The 17,392-nt window shown below is 41.4% G+C and carries 14 protein-coding genes; 6 read left to right on the top strand and 8 right to left on the bottom strand.

Translation table 11 applies throughout. From position 1 onward, the window contains the following. Positions 1-50: 50 nt before the first annotated feature. Positions 51-2,750 (top strand): hypothetical protein, encoded by a 2,700-nt coding sequence (locus ALKIM_RS0100345; RefSeq protein WP_026472927.1) that lies wholly within the window; start codon positions 51-53, stop codon positions 2,748-2,750. A gap of 338 nt (positions 2,751-3,088) precedes the next feature. Here ALKIM_RS0100345 and ALKIM_RS0100340 read toward each other — a convergent pair whose 3' ends face one another. From ALKIM_RS0100340 to ALKIM_RS0100330, 3 genes are all read right to left on the bottom strand, one after another. Beyond that, entirely contained in the window at positions 3,089-3,670 is a 582-nt protein-coding gene (locus ALKIM_RS0100340) for a DUF2179 domain-containing protein (protein WP_026472926.1), read from the bottom strand. Between the two features lie 14 nt (positions 3,671-3,684). Next, entirely contained in the window at positions 3,685-4,077 is a 393-nt protein-coding gene (locus ALKIM_RS0100335) for a thioesterase family protein (protein WP_052345162.1), read from the bottom strand. 157 nt (positions 4,078-4,234) lie between these two features. After that, positions 4,235-5,812 (bottom strand): peptide chain release factor 3, encoded by a 1,578-nt coding sequence (locus ALKIM_RS0100330; RefSeq protein WP_026472924.1) that lies wholly within the window; start codon positions 5,810-5,812, stop codon positions 4,235-4,237. A 283-nt stretch (positions 5,813-6,095) separates the two neighbouring features. On the opposite strand from ALKIM_RS0100330, the gene ALKIM_RS17085 reads away from it, so the two are divergent. After that, a complete protein-coding gene (locus tag ALKIM_RS17085) occupies positions 6,096-6,956 on the top strand; it encodes a histidinol-phosphatase (RefSeq protein ID WP_044117647.1) in 861 nt (286 codons plus the stop codon). Positions 6,957-7,211: 255 nt separating this feature from the next. On the opposite strand, the gene ALKIM_RS0100320 is transcribed toward ALKIM_RS17085, so the two are convergent. Together ALKIM_RS0100320 and accC are read right to left on the bottom strand one after the other, a co-directional pair. Continuing rightward, entirely contained in the window at positions 7,212-7,712 is a 501-nt protein-coding gene (locus tag ALKIM_RS0100320) for an acetyl-CoA carboxylase biotin carboxyl carrier protein subunit (protein WP_026472923.1), read from the bottom strand. A 45-nt stretch (positions 7,713-7,757) separates the two neighbouring features. Further along, positions 7,758-9,269, bottom strand: a complete 1,512-nt coding sequence (accC, locus tag ALKIM_RS0100315) for an acetyl-CoA carboxylase biotin carboxylase subunit (protein ID WP_026472922.1) — start codon at positions 9,267-9,269, stop codon at positions 7,758-7,760. A 232-nt stretch (positions 9,270-9,501) separates the two neighbouring features. Between accC and ALKIM_RS0100310 the strand changes: the two genes are divergently transcribed. The 4 genes from ALKIM_RS0100310 to mscL all read left to right on the top strand — a co-directional run bounded on the left by ALKIM_RS0100310 (position 9,502) and on the right by mscL (position 12,879). Further along, positions 9,502-10,005 (top strand): ferritin, encoded by a 504-nt coding sequence (locus ALKIM_RS0100310; RefSeq protein WP_026472921.1) that lies wholly within the window; start codon positions 9,502-9,504, stop codon positions 10,003-10,005. Positions 10,006-10,122: 117 nt separating this feature from the next. Then, positions 10,123-11,388 carry a DASH family cryptochrome gene (locus tag ALKIM_RS0100305; protein WP_044117646.1) on the top strand — a complete coding sequence of 422 codons (1,266 nt, stop codon included), beginning with the start codon at positions 10,123-10,125 and terminating at the stop codon, positions 11,386-11,388. A gap of 25 nt (positions 11,389-11,413) precedes the next feature. Next, the gene (locus tag ALKIM_RS0100300) at positions 11,414-12,334 is read left to right on the top strand and encodes a ketopantoate reductase family protein (RefSeq protein WP_026472919.1); all 921 of its coding nucleotides are present in this window, start codon (positions 11,414-11,416) and stop codon (positions 12,332-12,334) included. Positions 12,335-12,477: 143 nt separating this feature from the next. Beyond that, positions 12,478-12,879 (top strand): large-conductance mechanosensitive channel protein MscL, encoded by a 402-nt coding sequence (gene mscL, locus ALKIM_RS0100295; protein ID WP_026472918.1) that lies wholly within the window; start codon positions 12,478-12,480, stop codon positions 12,877-12,879. 200 nt (positions 12,880-13,079) lie between these two features. Here the strand turns inward: mscL and ALKIM_RS0100290 are convergent, their stop codons facing one another. From ALKIM_RS0100290 to ALKIM_RS0100280, 3 genes are all read right to left on the bottom strand, one after another. Next, positions 13,080-13,976 (bottom strand): sugar phosphate isomerase/epimerase family protein, encoded by an 897-nt coding sequence (locus ALKIM_RS0100290; protein WP_044117645.1) that lies wholly within the window; start codon positions 13,974-13,976, stop codon positions 13,080-13,082. 189 nt (positions 13,977-14,165) lie between these two features. Next, on the bottom strand, positions 14,166-16,214 hold the full coding sequence (locus ALKIM_RS0100285; RefSeq protein WP_218916644.1) for a hypothetical protein: 2,049 nt from the start codon (positions 16,212-16,214) through the stop codon (positions 14,166-14,168). Between the two features lie 149 nt (positions 16,215-16,363). Continuing rightward, positions 16,364-17,389 carry a DUF4249 domain-containing protein gene (locus tag ALKIM_RS0100280; RefSeq protein WP_162148772.1) on the bottom strand — a complete coding sequence of 342 codons (1,026 nt, stop codon included), beginning with the start codon at positions 17,387-17,389 and terminating at the stop codon, positions 16,364-16,366. Positions 17,390-17,392: the final 3 nt, after the last annotated feature.

Here is a 17,392-nt window from a genome sequence, read left to right as displayed (position 1 = left end):
TTCTATCCGCATGTAGTCCCTTTTCTTCCGAAACAAATAAGGCTTTGAAAATGGCCGGAGATAACAGAGTGGAATTGGAGAAAGTCTTAGTATATTATAATAAAACGAATCCTGATTCTCTCAAACTTAAAGCTGCTGAATATCTGATATCTAATATGGCATATCATTATTCAATGTTTGGTAGCGGAATCGACAGCATAAATGATATTTATCGTAGTGTTTATGGTACTCACTTGGAAAAGAGAAATCATGAGTATATTAGGCAATACTCAGCTCTTAATCTTGATGGTTTGATTAGCGTTGAATATGATATTAAACGAGTTACCGCTGAATTTTTGATTGAACAAATTGAGTCTGCATTTTTAATTTATTATAAATACGAATGGTGTCGCCAATATCCTTTTGAGATTTTTTGTGAATACATTCTTCCTTATAAAATTGGGTTCTCTGATACAGTTTATTGGAGAAGTTATGCATATAATAAATATGGCGATTTTTTGGATTACTCTGTTTTTAAAGGAGCTGAATCTCACATTGAGTCCGAATTGCATTGCGATATTGAATCTCTTAAGGTTAGTGTAAATGGTGCGTCAGGAGGTTATACACGCCGAATCTGTAATGACAGTTCGCTCATGTTTGAGATGGAATTTAATGCCCGGGAAGATGGACTCCAGCTTTTTAATTTGCATTATGTGAATGGACACCCCACAGCAGCAAATATCCGCATCATGATCGACAGCCTGGTCGTTGGTGATTTCATATTTCCCTCAACGGGCAATTGGCATACAGTGAATAACGAAGACCCTCCTGTCGAATTTACAGCCAATTTAAATGCAGGCGAGCATATATTAAAAATAGTTTCTCTGGATAAAAGTATTCTGCTTGATTACGTTTTTATTCCGGATTATATATTTATGAAGTTTCCTGAGTCGGTTATCTCCGAAGGAAAGTATTATTTTAGCAACTCCTATGGCAGAATAACCATCGCGGCGGATTCCCTTATCAACGAGAATAATATCAACATTGAGCCAAACCCGCAAAAGGAATGGCCCATACGAATTGTTGCAAAAGATGATAACTTATATCAACTTCTATTTGATGATTCCGGCCTGACAAAGGCCATTGATGCATTCCCTTTCGGAGAGAGCGAATGGCTCATAACCTATAACGACCACGGCTTTCAGAATCAGCTTTGGGCTTTTATTCCAATGAAAAACGGGGGATATCAGGTAAGGAACAGAGAGACAGGTAGAATACTGGCATTTTCTGAGGCCGATGGCATATTGGTTCAATTGCCGGATCAGCAGATGTGCGACAATTTTATCTGGCACATAGAAAAAGCTGAAAATATGAATGATGACTTTATTGACAATACCATAAGAGCCGCACAGAAAATAAGTGAGATAACCAATCGCTTTCACTGGTCCGGATCCTATGCCTCTTTTGGAGCTATTAGTCCCATAAAATTATTGGATTATACATATGGTTCGTGTGTGGAACAGACCGCTTTTCAAACAATGGTGTTGAGGTCAATGGGAGTAGCATGTGCCACTGATTTTGTTTTTAACTACCCCGAACGTGATGCCGGTCATAGCTGGAGTGTAATATTTGATCTGAAGGGAAACACAATTCAAAATAACTGTCACAATCCTGTTGGAGCTGGAACCTGGGTGGATATCTTTGCCAAAGGGAAAGTATATCGGGAAACATATTCAATCAACAGGAACAGCCTTTTTGCAATTAATAAAGGGAAAGAGAGCATTCCAAATCAGTTTAGAAATCCATATTTTAAAGATGTTACATCAGAATATTGCGATGTAAAGAGCATAGATGTGGACATACAATATGATGTGTCGGACGGAAATAGATTTGGTTACCTGCTGGTTTTCAACAATAAGCGTTGGGTGGTGACGGCATGGGGTGAAAAAACGAGAAAGAATAGTGTTAAATTTCAGGATCTTGAACCAAGAGGAATGTATTTGCCTGCATTCTTTGTAAATGGGCAGTTTAAGGCATTTAATGATGCTTTCTACTTTGATTCTCTGGGTATGGTGCAGCATATAAAAGTTTCGGACACAAATTTTAGTGACATTACTTTGAATCGAAAATTTCCCAACAGACTTGTTGATGAAAACTATCACAAACTTATTGTAGGCGGCGAATTTCATGGTGCCAATAAGTCTGATTTTTCTGATGCTGTTACTATTGGTATAATCACTCAGGATATGACCGACCCATTATTTCACATTATCGATGTGGACGTGATTGATAAATTCAAGTACTTAAGATACTTTGGACCGGATGAGGGACGATGCAATATAAATGAAATTGTTTTTTACGATACAAATGGAGATTCAATAAAAGGAAGCATTATTGGAACCAATGGGAGCAGGAATAATTCAGGTAGAACAAAGGAGATGGTTTTTGATGGTGATGTGTTGACCTATTTTGATGCACCGGAGCCATCGGGGGCATGGGTAGGCTTAGCGTTACCAAAAGCCACCCGTATCTCAAAAATTCGTTTTGCATCCCGCAATGATGGCAATATGGTGGAGGTGGGCGATGAATATGAGTTGTTTTATTGGGATATACAGGATTGGGTTAGCATGGGCAGAATAATTGCAGATTCCGACTTCCTGAATTATCAGAATGTGCCAATGGGTGGAATATATTGGTTGAAGAATCACTCTAAAGGCTGGGAAGAACGCATCTTTACTTTAGACAAAAATGGCAAACAGGTTTGGTGGTGAAATTTGGGATGGATGAATTTTACTGCAAATAAAAAGCAGCCCTCCGTGAGAAAGGCTGCTTTTATGATGGGAGCCGCATCAACTGAGTCTAATTAAACTCCTATAGAACAGGAATTTGAGTGCACCTGCTTCGCGAAGATCCTCCGTATCACGAAGATAACCCGAAGGTGAGGCCTGTCCTTGAAACAAATAGCTTACTCGGTATGTTGATAGTGTTGAGTTTAACAATAACTAGCAGCTGATGCGGTTTCTTTTATGTCAATGATCTTACTACAAATATAGCCGTTTATAAGGGTTTCTGCAAGGGAAAAACGGATGCAATCACCACCTGTGCATTGCTATTTTCCTTTGCGCCACGGAAAGTTTCCATAGCCACGCATCATCGATCTGATAGGGAATACACCCTGATTGGCAAACCGGATGTCTTCAATGGTATAAAATGCTTTTGGGTTGTATTCAAGAATTATCTTTGCTACATGTTTATAGTCACTGCGCTTGATGACGCAGTAAATCACATTCACACGTCCACGTGTGCCCATTGCCTCTGTAGTGGTCACACCAAAACCTTCGGTCGACAACCGTTTTATGAGTGCATCGCCAGAGGCAAGCGTTATGATTCGAAGATTCACAAAACCAAGTGCCAATCGCTCTTCAATAAGCAATCCAATATAATTTCCAACTGCAAAGCCTGCCGAGTAGGCTACATAATAGAGCCAGTTGTCGAGGTTCTGGAATATCTTGCTCATGGCTAAAAGCCATATAAACACTTCGAAAAAGCCCAGTATGGGTGCGAGAAACTTAAAACCTTTTGATACAAAAACGATTCTAAGAGTTCCGATTGTAACATCCGAAACCCTGGCGAAAAAAATCATCAGGGGAATAAATATCCAGGTAATCCAGAATGTATCCAAAAAATCCATAACCCAAACGTATGTTAACGCTCAATAAGCTTGTTAAATTTCTCCAATTGAACAATGTATCGGCTGTGCGCACCAATGGCAACCTCTTCATGGTTCTCATCCAAAATCACCACATCAAAAAACAACTTATTCTTCTCGATAAATTTCAGATGTACAAGGCATCTTATCAATACGCCCTCGCCAACCGGCTTAAAGTGTTTGATGTTGATTTCGGAACTGACAGTTTCTGTTCCCTCTTCCAGATACGGCTCTATAAGCATCGATACAGCCTTCTCCATAAACAGGATTAACGATGAGGTGGCCAAAACTGAAACCCTGGAGGTGCCTATGTTTTTTGCCAATTCTTCATTTTCCACCCGCTTTTCAAGGGTGAGGCGCAATCCTTCTTCAATTGTATTGGTGCTCATGGTGTCTCTCTGTTGATTTTTAAAAATGCAATTCCCCCGGATTTTCTTCATGAAAACCCTTAAAAGCTAAGATATTGGTGGTTTACGGAATCGCCTGCTAATGAAAATCAAATTTACCGTTAATAGCGGAGAAAATCAAAAGTTATAAGCGCTTGCTTTAGAATTCAGACGTAAAATGAAACTCAAGTTTTTTAAAACTCTCCTGTGCCATTTGCAGCATGTAGGATGAATCTGCCAGAAATACGTCACGGCCATATTTATCTTTAGCCATATATTGATTCTTGCGTTTTTTGAAATCCTCCAACTCGGCTTTGTCATTTGACTTTATCCAACATGCTTTGTACAGATTGATGGGTTCGTAACGGCATGAGGCACTATATTCATGTAGCAAACGGTACTGAATAACCTCAAACTGCAATGCGCCAACTGTACCAATGATCTTACGTCCGTTAAACTGACTCACAAAAAGCTGAGCCACACCTTCGTCCATCAACTGATCAATGCCTTTTGCCAACTGTTTGGATTTCATTGGGTCTGCATTTTCAATGTAGCGGAACAGTTCCGGCGAAAAGCTTGGCAAACCTTTAAAGTTTAATATCTCGCCTTCGGTGAGTGTATCGCCAATTTTAAAGTTGCCAGAATCGGGTATGCCAACGATGTCTCCTGGAAATGCTTCATCGATAATGGATTTCTTTTCGGCCATAAATGCTGTTGGACTGCTGAACTTCATCTGTTTTTTTAGTCCCACATGCATATAGTTTGTATTTCTTTGAAAATGTCCGGAGCATATTTTTACAAACGCCAAACGGTTGCGGTGGTTGGGATCCATGTTGGCGTGAATTTTAAACACAAATCCCGTAAAGGCTTCTTCTTCTGGCTCAACCACGCGCTTATCGGTGATTGAGGGGCGGGGTGAAGGGGCAAGTTTCAGGAATGCATGAAGCAACTCACGAACTCCGAAGTTGTTTAATGCACTTCCAAAAAACACCGGAGCCAGCGTGCCTTTTAAGTACGCCTCATGCTCAAATTCGGGATAAACACCATCGATGAGCTCCAGCTCTTCTCGAAGGGTTGAGGCGGCACGTGGTGTCACAAACTCTTCAAGTTGGGGATCATGTATGTCCTTTATCTCGATACCATCTTCGAGTGTTTGTTTGTTTGGCGTAAACAGGTATAGGCTCTCTTCAAATATATTGTACACCCCTTGGAACTGGTCACCACTGCCCATTGGCCAGGCCAGCGGACGCACCTTTATTTTTAGCTCCTCCTCCACTTCATCGAGCAGCTCAAAAGGGTCCTTGCCGGGGCGGTCTAACTTATTGATGAATACAATTACCGGCGTGTGACGCATACGGCAAACTTCCATGAGTTTGCGCGTTTGTGTTTCTACGCCTTTGGCCGCATCAACCACAATAATCACACTGTCTACTGCTGTGAGTGTTCGGTAAGTATCTTCCGCAAAATCCTGGTGACCCGGGGTATCCAGAATATTTACCTTATAGCCGTTATAATCAAAACCCATGACCGAGGTAGCCACCGATATTCCTCTCTGCTTCTCAATTTCCATGAAGTCGGAGGTCGCCGTTTTCTTTATTTTGTTAGACTTAACAGCCCCCGCCACGTGAATTGCACCACCAAACAGAAGCAACTTTTCTGTAAGTGTGGTTTTTCCGGCATCGGGGTGACTTATAATTCCAAACGTACGTCTCCTTTTTATCTCTTCTTTAAATGTCATGGTCTTTTTTTTGAGTTTGCAAAAATAGGCAATCTTATTGAATCTTTCATCTAGTTATCTGTTGCGTGTGCACCACTTAATATTCCATTCAATCATTTTTATCTTTTTCTTCGTTTGATTGTTATATGTCAAAGGTTGAATACGTAATCCAAAATTCGGTTCGCTTTAGAGGTAATATTATTTAGGAGCGGTTTCATGGATTGGATTAATTGGGTTATTTTTGAGCGTAGGGTTTGTTGGGCTCTTTTGTAAATGTGTTTGAATAATTGACAAGAAAATAGCTATGAGTTGGAGTAACTATCATGGGCATTGCCATTATTGTGATGGAAAAGAAACACCGGAAGACTACATTCGTTCTGCAATGGATAAAAGAATGCGAGTGATAGGATTTTCTTGTCATGCGCCGGTTCCCTTTCCAACATCATGGAACATGCCTGCCAGTAAGTTGCCTGTCTATCTCGATGATATTGAAGGACTAAAGCAAAACAATGGCAATGGGCTCATTGTTCTAAAATCCCTTGAGGTTGATTTTATTCCGGGTGTAATTGGTCCCGGGAGTCAGCTCATTTTTGATTCAAAGCTAGATTATGTGGTAGGTTCTGTGCATTTTGTGGATGCATTTGATGATGGCACACGTTGGTCTATCGACAATAACAACAGTGAATTTGTGAAAGGGGTAAATGAGATTTTTAACGGTGATGTGCAGGCAGCTGTTACACGCTATTTTTATTTGCAAAATGAAATGTTAACCACGCAGCCGCCCGAGATACTCGGACACATGGATAAAATAAGGATGCATAACGTGGTCTCACCACATTTTGATGAAAATGCGAAGTGGTATCGCGATTTGGTTTATGAAACCCTTAAGATCGCGGCTCAAAGAGAGGTGGTGGTGGAGATCAATACCAAATATTTTTCCAAAACCGAAATGACTTTTCCATCGGTGTCACATTTCAAATGGATGTTTGACAACAATGTAAGAGTTACCATTAATAGTGATGCACATCATCCTGATGCACTTTTAAGTGGATTCTCCGAAGTGGCTGGCATGCTACTGAATGCCGGCTATCGTCATCTCTGGCATTGGGACGGCGGCGAATTTTGTCCCAAACTGTTTGATGAGAATGGTGTAATAAGCAAATAGGTTTTGCTTATCAGATATTTTGAGGCTGCTTTGAATATTTCTAGACTATTAGATGCAGAGCAAAGCGAAGTCCCGTAATGCGGGATAAGACATTTAGACCAATAGACGAGATAGAACAAAAATAAGATCAATCTAATCATCTTTCTGAAATACTTTATCTGTCTAAAATCTTATGGTCTTCGTGTCTATGTCCTGTTTATTAAGTTAGTCTTAAACAGTTAATTTATTTCTCATCAAACTGATATCGAATTAGTGTTATCCGATATCCACAAGCATTTGACCATCACGCACCAGGTCATCTTCTTTCACTGCCACTTTAAGCACTGTACCCGAAGCTGTGCTGTAAATTTCATTCTCCATCTTCATAGCTGATAGCACTACCAAAGGCGTTCCGGCTTCTACTATGTCGCCCGGAGCCACCTTTACTTTAACAATTTTGCCAGGCATTGGGGCTTTTACCAATTGGTGGGTTTGTTTCTTTCTGCTTCCGTTACCCTGAATTGTTATTGCTGGTTCAACGGAGACTTCAAAATAGTTGTGTAGCGTGTTTACTTTGTATGCTCCTCGTGTATCACCCTCAATCATCTCCATATTGATGCTCAGTCCGTTATGAAGAATGGAGTAAACGGCATGTTCAACTTTTACAATATCGAGTGTATATGTTTTGTCATCCAGCGCAATGGTAAATAAATCGCCTTCTTTTTTAAGTACTTTAACGGTTTTTGTTTTATCACCGCTTTTAACTATCATCTTCATGGTTTAACTCTTTTAATTTCACGTGTGGATGATTTTGTTGCCAACTCAATAGGGATTATGTCTGAATAGTCTTCCAAAGTTTTTCCAGTTTGATGATTTTGAGGAGGCATCTTTGTGAAAGTCCATTCTTTTGTGTTGTTTGTTTTGATAGTCCAGATAAGCTATAATCATGGCAATATCTTCACGTTGTTCGCATTTTTGGTCGCCCTGAAGCAGTTCGTCAATGTGCTCATCAATAAAATGGGTGTTATAGTTTCCTTCAACAAATGCAGGAGCCTCCATAATGCGCTGCACAAACGAAATGTTGGTTTTAATTCCGGTAATTTTATATTCAAACAAAGCTCTTTTCATGCGGTCGATGGCTTCTTTTCTGGTTGGTGCCCATATAATGAGTTTGGATATAAGGGGATCATAATATACCGGTATTTCGTAACCTTCGTACACATAGCCATCCGTTCTTACTCCCAATCCCAATGGTTCGGTGATTTGTTTTATCAGTCCCGGACTGGGTCTGAATCCGTTGCCAGGGTCTTCGGCATAGATGCGGCACTCAATGGAATGGCCCCGTTGCTGAATATCTTCCTGGATAAGATCAAGCGGCTCATTCATGGCAACTTTAATCTGTGCTTTTACAAGGTCAACACCTGTGACTCTTTCGGTAATAGGGTGCTCAACCTGTAGGCGTGTGTTCATCTCCAGAAAATAGAAGTTGTGGTTCTTATCCATCAGAAACTCAATGGTTCCTGCGCCCGAGTAGTTGACTGATTTGGCTGCTGAAATGGCATGTAGAGCCATCTCCTGGCGTATAGTATCTGTTATGAATGGCGAAGGAGTTTCTTCCACTACCTTTTGGTGGCGTCGCTGAACGCTGCATTCCCGTTCATATAGATGTACCACGTTTCCGTGGTTGTCTGCCAATATCTGAAATTCAATATGATGTGGTTCAAGGAGATATTTTTCGAGGTATACGGCATCGTTGCCAAATGCTGTTATTGCTTCTGATTTTGCCAGCTTCACCGAGGCTATCAGCTCTTTAGCCGAATGCACAAGTCGCATCCCTTTACCGCCTCCTCCTGCTGAGGCTTTTATCATTACAGGGTAACCAATCTCTTCTGCCATCGAGTATATTTCCGCCTCTGAATCTGACAACGCACCCGACCCCGGCACAATTGGTACATTGGCCTTTTTCATGAGCTCGCGGGCGCGCATTTTATCGCCCATGGCTGTAATGGAGTATGGCGATGGCCCAATGAAAATGAGCCCGGCCGCTTTTACTTTGGTGGCAAATTCAGCGTTTTCTGATAAAAATCCGTACCCCGGGTGTATGGCATCGGCTTTTGCTTTTTTAGCGGCATTTAAAATTGCAGATATGTTCAGGTAGCTCTCACTCGATGGTGCCGCGCCGAGGCGGTAGGCTTCATCTGCATATCTTACATGCATTGCTGAACGGTCTGCATCGGAATAAACGGCTACGCTCAGTATGCCCATTTCCCGGCAGGAACGGATGATGCGTACGGCTATTTCGCCACGGTTTGCTATCAGAATTTTCTTTATCATTACACTTGGTTTTGGCCAGTTTAACTCTCATCTTATCCTGTTTATCATCTTTCAGGAGTAAAGCATTTTTGGGAGGTTGTTTTTGTTAACGCAATTGCATTTTTATTAACAATTTGTTTGTAAAAAGGTTTCTTAAATAGAATAATTCCAAATTACGCAGTTGGTATTAATTGGATTGAACCTTTCGCAAGGTTTCACCTTATATTTGATGTCTAATCTAAAACTAATTACCATGTTGAATAAGAAAGTTGAAAAAGTTTTGGTTGAGCAAATCGAAAAGGAAGGTTACTCTTCTAACCTATATCTTGCTATGGCCAGTTGGGCCGAAACAAAAGGATTGGCAGGGATAGCCCAGTGGTTGTTTGCTCAGGCCGAAGAAGAGCGTATGCACATGCTTAAGTTTGTGGACTATGTGAATGAGCGCGGAGGACGCGCTATAATTCCTGGTTTTGATAAGCCGCCAACAGACTTTGAAAGCGTACAGTCTGTGTTTGAGAAGGTGTATGAACATGAACAGTACGTGAGCAAATGTATCAACGACATTGTTGGTGTGTGTCTCGAAGAGAAGGATTTTACCACCCACAACTGGATACAGTGGTTTGTTCAGGAGCAAATTGAAGAGGAGGCTTCTGCTCAGACGTTGCTTGATAAGTTGAAACTTGCTGGTTCGGGAAGTCTTTACCTTTTCGACCGGGATATTATGTCCATGCGGGGCGAAGCCACTGCAACGGAGTAATTGTAGTAAAACTATTTTTGTACAGGGGAGACTTCGGTTCTTCCCTTTTTTTTTGAAAACCGGTTGGACTTTTATTTGTTTAAGTTGTGCACACATAAATTTAAACATACTATTCAAATGAATAAACCGATAGTTTACTGGTTCCGAAACGATCTCCGCCTTCACGACAACCCTGCGCTTTTAGCAGCCATTGCGAGTGGGAGCCCAATTGTAGCCGTTTACATTTTGGATGATAGCCAGATGACTAATTATCAACTGGGATTTTCTAAGATGGGTAAGTTCCGGTATGAGTTTTTATTACAATCACTGCATGAGCTGTCCGGGCGATTAACGGCGCACGGTTCGCAACTTCTCTTTTTTAGAGGTGACACAACATCCATTCTTCAGCGATTATACAGACTTTTAGACGCCCAATCCATCTTTGCCCAAAATGAGTATGCGCATGAAGAGTTGCTGCTGCAAAACCGTGTGGCATCATTTGCAAAGTTGCAATTGATTGATGGAAGTATGCTGGTAACACCACAATATGCACCTTTTTCCATTGATAAATCCCCATTTTACTACACTGCTTTTAAGAATAAGGTGTGGGAGTTGGCTAATCTCTCCGGACCAAGTTCTGATATTTTTAGTATTAAACCTTTTCAACCTATTCCTGATGAATTGTTACAGATGTCGTCGGAGATTCCGCTAACTTCTGATGATATAAAGTTTAAAGGGGGAGAGCTGGCCGGATTAAAACATCTGAAGGATTACATTGAAAGTGGCGCAGTTTTAAGGTATGCTGAAACACGCAATCAGCTTTCAGGAGACCATTTCTCTTCTCATCTGGCGCCATGGCTTGCCAATGGCGCGCTTTCGGCCAGGATGGTGATGCAAAGCCTGAATGGTCTTCTGCTGAATGACGAACTGGCTGTTCAATCGGTGCAAACAATAAAGGAGCAACTTATTTGGCGGGATTATTTCCGATATTTGATAATGCGGTATGGTGCACGACTTTTTTGGTTGAGTGGGCTGCGTAGTTCAACTCCGGCAATGTATAACGATTTGGATTCCTTCGACAGATGGCGTCAGGGTAAAACCGGTGTGGACATTGTAGATGCGCTTATGAATGAATTACGTGCCACCGGTTTTATGAGTAACCGGGGCCGTATGCTGGTTTCTTACTATCTTGCAAAGGAATTAAAAGTGAATTGGCAATGGGGAGCTGCCTGGTTTGAGCATCTGTTAATTGATTATGATGTGTACAGTAATTACGGAAACTGGGCTTATCAGTCGGGCAGAGGTACCGATAGCAGAGTGAACCGCCGCTTTAACCTAAAAAAACAAGCCGAAAAGTTTGATTTGAATGGTGAGTTTAGAACGAAATGGTGCGATTTATCCTGATGGTTTAATTTTAATATAACTGATTGTGAAAATATTGGTAATTGGAGCAGGAGGCGTTGGCGCCTATTTTGGTGGTCGATTGGCATTGGCAGGCCACGATGTAACTTTTGTGGCACGTGGGGCGCACGGAGAAGCCATGCGTACAAACGGACTGATGGTAAAAAGTATCAATGGCGACTTTAACCTTAACCCGGTAAATGTGATTTCTTCTATTGGAGTGGATGTGAAAGCCGATTTGGTTCTGGTTGCAGTTAAAGCGTGGCAGGTTAGAGACATAGCATCCCAGCTAAAAGCCGTTGTGGATGAAAATACAATGGTGCTGCCTTTGCAAAACGGCGTTTTGGCAAGTGATGAACTAAAGGAGTATCTACCTGCGAAGAATGTTTTGGCAGGTCTCTGCCGTATCATCAGCAAAATTGAATCTCAAGGTGTAATTAGCCATTTTGGCGTGGAGCCTACCATTGTTTTTGGCGAAACAGATAATTCAAAAACTACCCGGGTGGCTGAGTTGTGCCGTACTTTTAACGATGCTGGTTTCAAATCTAAAGTGGCCGACGACATACAATCTGAACTCTGGAAAAAATTCATTGCTATTTGCGTAAGTGCTTTGTTGGCTGTGACACGTTCAACCTATGGTGAAGTAAGGGAATTACCCGAAACACGCGAGATGATGTTTCAACTATTTACTGAAATTGCCACACTTGCATCCCGCTTAAATGTGTATATCGAAGATGGCTTCGTGGATAAAACCATGGCTTTTATTGATACGTTCCCACATAGTTCCACGTCATCGTTGACCCGAGATGTGTGGGAAGGGAAGCCTTCGGAGCTGGAATATCAAAATGGAACGGTGGTAAAACTCGCACATCAAGCAGGCCTTGATGTGCCGGTAAACAAGTTCATATACCATTCGTTGTTATTAATGGAACAGAGGGCACGCCGTTAACATATTGTTTGATAGATTAAGATCTGATAATCGATTCAATAAGATTGATGTTTATATTTGACCTTTTAGATAATTGGCGTAAATTTCATGCTCATTATGAGTAATGTACCCCAATATTTAAACTGTTGTAGTAATCTTAATCTATGAAACTTATAAATGAGTTTAAGGCATTTGCCATGCGTGGCAACGTTGTTGACATGGCAGTTGGTATTGTTATTGGTGCCGCTTTTGGAAAAATTGTGACATCGGTGGTGAATGACATCATCATGCCGCCCATTGGATTATTGGTAGGTGGCGTTAATTTTTCCGACTTAAGCATCGTTTTAAAGGATGCTGTAGGCGAAAATCCGGCTGTAACCATCAATTACGGCAATTTTTTACAGGTGGTTTTTGATTTTATCATCATTGCATTTGCCATTTTCATGGTGATTAAAGCGATGAATGCCGCCAAGAAGAAAGAAGAGGCTGCACCTGCTGCACCGCCTGCACCAAGTAAAGAGGAAGTGCTTTTAACAGAGATTCGTGATATCTTAAAGAGCAAATAGGCAATAAGCAGCTATCTGAGTCCACTGTGGTCAAATTTTTTACCTCTGTCATTAATTGGCATGTGTTGCAATATATGTGAATGCTCTTTATGATAGCGTTATTGCGCAGTAAATCATGTGGTTAAATAGCTGTTTGCAAGATGTAAAAAGGGGCTGTCTCAGGAATGGACAGCCCCTTTTTGATGAGAAATGAGTTGTTGTTATGCCAACAAATTTTTCAGATTGTTGAAACTTGTCTCAATGGCTTGCATGGCGTTGCCATCACGTGTGCGATCCTGCTCAACAAAGAAATACTTCATACCTGCTGTTTCCTTTACATTGAAGATTCGCTGGTAGTCGATAACTCCTTCACCTACTGGGGCGAAAAACTGGTCCTCGCTGTCTTCCATATCTTTAATATGCCAAAGCTCAAAACGGCCAGGGAATGCTTTCATAACATCAACAGGATCAAATCCGGCACGGGTAACCCAGTAATTATCTAGCTCAAAGGTGAGTAAATCGGGATCGCTCTCGGGCATAAATATGTCGGTGAAAGGAATAAGTCCATCCACTTCGAAGAACTCAAAATCATGGTTGTGATAAGCAAACCGGATACCATACCGCTTCATCACTTCTCCTATTAGGTTCAGCTCATTTACAAACGCACGGTAGCTGTCGGCCGAAACGCGGCGTTCCTCAACCAGCCAAGGCTGCACGCAGTACTTCACTCCCAAATCGGCATGTGCTTCGGCCATGATGTCCACGTTGCTGGTGTCCACGCCTCTTACTTCAACACCTGTGTGACTACTGATGATTTCCATTCCCAGGTCAGAGACAATCTTTTTAAATTCTGCAGGCTTATATCCGTAGAATTTGCCATCACTGTATCCGGCCAACTCAAGATATTGGTAGCCAATGTCTGCTACTCTTTTAAGTGTGCCTACCACATCCTGCGCCATATTGTCACGGATGGTATATAATTGAATTCCAATACCTGACTTTAGCGGTGCAGATTTTGGCGCTGCACAGGCTGAAAGCCCATATTGGCTCAGAATGGCTGTTCCAAACACACCCATTGCTGCTACTCTTAAGAAATCTCGACGGTTTTGTGTTTTCATTTTGATTGTTAGTTAGATGTGATATTTGTGTGATTTAAGTGTTTCAAAACAAAAAAAAGGAATTTTATCGTGAATTACAATATAAATGGGGGTAATTGTTATTTGGCGTTAATGCCAATGGACTGTTTTTATACAAAAAAACCGACATCACTTGCATGATGCCGGTTTTGGAATGAAGGCTATGTATCTTTAATTGCTTTTTACTTCTGGCAGCGCTTTTGCACCGGCATTTAACAGCGGTTGGATGTCGATGTTGGAACCTACCGCCTGCTGCATCCAGTGGTTGGGGGTGAGGCGTCCCAGACTAAATACTCTATCCACTTCATTGGCAAAGGCTCTGTTTCGCAGAAATTCCTCGAGCTGAAACTCAATGACATTGCCATAGGCATACGCCGAGAGATAGAGTGGGTAGCTTATCATGTGGCTGTAAATGGCAAGAATTGGTTCGTCATTGATGCCGTAAACCGGTGCGTAGAAATCGTTCCAGATCTCATTTGCAAGCTCGATGGTTTTATATTTGAGTTGATTGGCTGTTGCTTTTGGGTTTTCATACAGCCATTTCCACACACGCATATCCAGAAGCGATACACCCATGACTTCGTAGGTTGCCCAAATTAAATCAAGTGAGCGTAGCGCCTCCTCTTGTGGATTGGTTCCCCCAATGCCCAGTAAGTTTAAATCTCTTTTTTGGAATATGAAAGCCAGTGCCTCGGTAAAAGCAGTATTTGGAACACCGCTCATCATATAATAATCTAAATCATATAACGAGATGGTTTGTTCCACATTGTGTCCCAATTCGTGCATGGCAATGTTGTATCCTTTGTAGTCCATGCCATTATCGGGCACACGGGTTCTCAGGTACGACTGCATTCCGCGCATGGCGGCACCCCAGGCATGACCTGATCCACGAGCCGGCTCAACTGTTATTCTCTCTGCCAGATAGTTGGCACGCTCTTTCTCGTAGCCCAGTTTTACAAGTAAATTGGCAATATCCTTTTCGTATGCTTCAGCGTCGGGGTATAACCGTCGAGTTTGTTCACTTAGCACTTCTTCATTGATGGAGCTTCGGGCTTTAAACCCATCGTACCAAATGTCAAAAGGTTGAAGCGGACGGCCCAAACGTTCTGAAATTAGGCTCCCCACTTCTTTGAGCAGAGATGAACTCAGGTATTCAATAAAAAGGGCTTCAACCTCTGGCTGAGCAATCTCCATGCTGCCTTCAAAATTTCGTCTGATGTATGTGTCAAGTGGGGTGTAAGCATCCATCTGACGCAGCGCATTGAAGTTATCTATAATTTTCTGGTACCGGGTGTCGGGCTCACTTTGAAGATTAACAGTTTCACCATTTTTATATACGCTGTTTGTGAATGGCGCCCATTGATAGTTGGGATTGTTGATGACATCGGCCGGAATGGTTTGACGAATGATGTGTTTCATCACCTCATAAATCATCTTTTGTTTCTCCAAGCCTTGCTCACCTTCCGGATAGTTGGCTTTTAGCTCGTCGCGCAGGTTCCAATGTGCCAGAAGTGACATGTCATCGGGAAAGATGGTGCGTCCATCGTCGGTAAGCAATTTGCCGGCTTTAATGTTATACTGACTAATGTATAGTTCCGAAGCTGTGCTTATCTGTGAGTAGTTTTGCAAAATAGCTGCCGGTACGCGCGAGGTGAATACATCTCCCAATCGTGCGTAAGCCCATTGCTCTCTACTCCAGTTTTGTCCTGATAGTTCCTTCTCGTTCAATGAATAATAGGGGAAATTCAGCGCAATGTAAAAGGCAATTTTGTTGCTGTATAAGTCCTCCATGAGGTGGGCACCTGCATTGTAGCCACCAAAAGCGACATCAATGGGGAGCACTTCTCCAAATTTAAGATGAATGGGTTTTTGGAGATGAAGTGCCATCAGGTTGAGATGCCCGAAAAGCGTTTCGAGGTGCATACTTACTCTTTCAAAAAACTCTTTCAGTTGCGCGTCGTCAGCAATGAATCTTTCGATGCAGAAGTTTTTGAACGTTTCCTCGTCACCATCTTCGGGCCACCAAAGCGATGCAACGTGTTTTACCCCTTTTTCTATGCGGATGGCATCAGCATTGGGATGATTGTTTCTAATGGTGCCAATGGTTTGGTTAATAACAGATTCACTGATTACCGACTTTTGTATAGCGCTCTGTTTATGAGGTGTGTCACAATTTGAGAACATCATAACGATAATAATTAGGCCTAAGAATAATCTCATATTCGAATGTTTTACATGTTTTACCTAACAAAGATAAAGATTTTACCTGTAACCAGAATTTCTTTTGTGCATAGTTTCGATGTCCGACAGCCTTGATGCTGTGGTATATTGGTATGCCAAACCGGATGTTTGGTTATCTGCTTGTTTGACTAATTATCAGTTGAAGATTCATTGGGATTAATGCTCAAAACTGTAGAAGTTACTGAACCTAGTAAACCCAAGCCATTTTCGATATTTGAGTAAATCGATACCTTTTGAGATAAAAAGCCTTCGTCAACTTCATTGTGTCGTGCCAGTGAATATTGGTATTTATAATAGTTAAGATCAATTGTATTCAAATGAATGTCAAAAGGGGAATCATATTCAATATAATAGAGGTTGAAAGGGATGACAATTTCGTCAATGTTGAGTTTTTCATTGCTGAAGTATGCTCTTATTGATGTAATGTCATCGGTACTATTAAACAACCTTAAATCGTAGCCATTGTAATGAAATTTAATTTTCCTGTCGTAGGACTTGAAGTTGATGTAGTTACTCATGCTTGGAATTGTATCTATATAATCGGTACAATCTACCTCCCATTCTTGTGTGGTTTCATGAAAAGTATAGGTACAATCGGTGTACCTCCTGATATAGTGCTTGTACAAGGCCAGCGAATGAAACTGATCCTGTTGAGCATCGGTAACTTTAATATTTAAAGTGTAGTTGTAAATCTTTGATGTCCAAACATATCCTTCGAAGCCCTCAATGTTTATCTCTTGTATATCTACCTTTACTTCGTTTATTGTTGGTTGAAGTGGTATAACGGTACTGCCCCATGCCGTAGGAAACCCTTCGGCTTTTGCTTCCAGCCTGTATGTGTGGCCATGCTTTGGATAGATGCCAACAGCCGCGTAGTATCCATTGCCAATATATAGGGCATCTGCTAAGTAGTTGTCGTTTTCAAATATTTGAATTTGAGCGTTTTCTATGGCTCTTATCTGACTTCCCTTTTCATATATTGGCATGCTGCTTGTTAGGTGAACCTTCACAATACTGTCCGGATTCAACAAGCTGTTCATCACAAGTTTTAAAGGCTTTTTCTGGAATTCGAAGTCGGTTAAGGTTTTTTCGCAACCCGTAAGTAGTAATGTGGTAATGAGAATTCCTATTGTGTATTTTATCATATTTTTCATGAT

The sequence above is a fragment of the Alkaliflexus imshenetskii DSM 15055 genome (assembly GCF_000517065.1).
Lineage (GTDB): Bacteria > Bacteroidota > Bacteroidia > Bacteroidales > Marinilabiliaceae > Alkaliflexus > Alkaliflexus imshenetskii.
The sequence above is the reverse complement of the archived record's forward strand: the minus strand, read 5'-3'. Positions and strand labels throughout refer to the sequence as shown.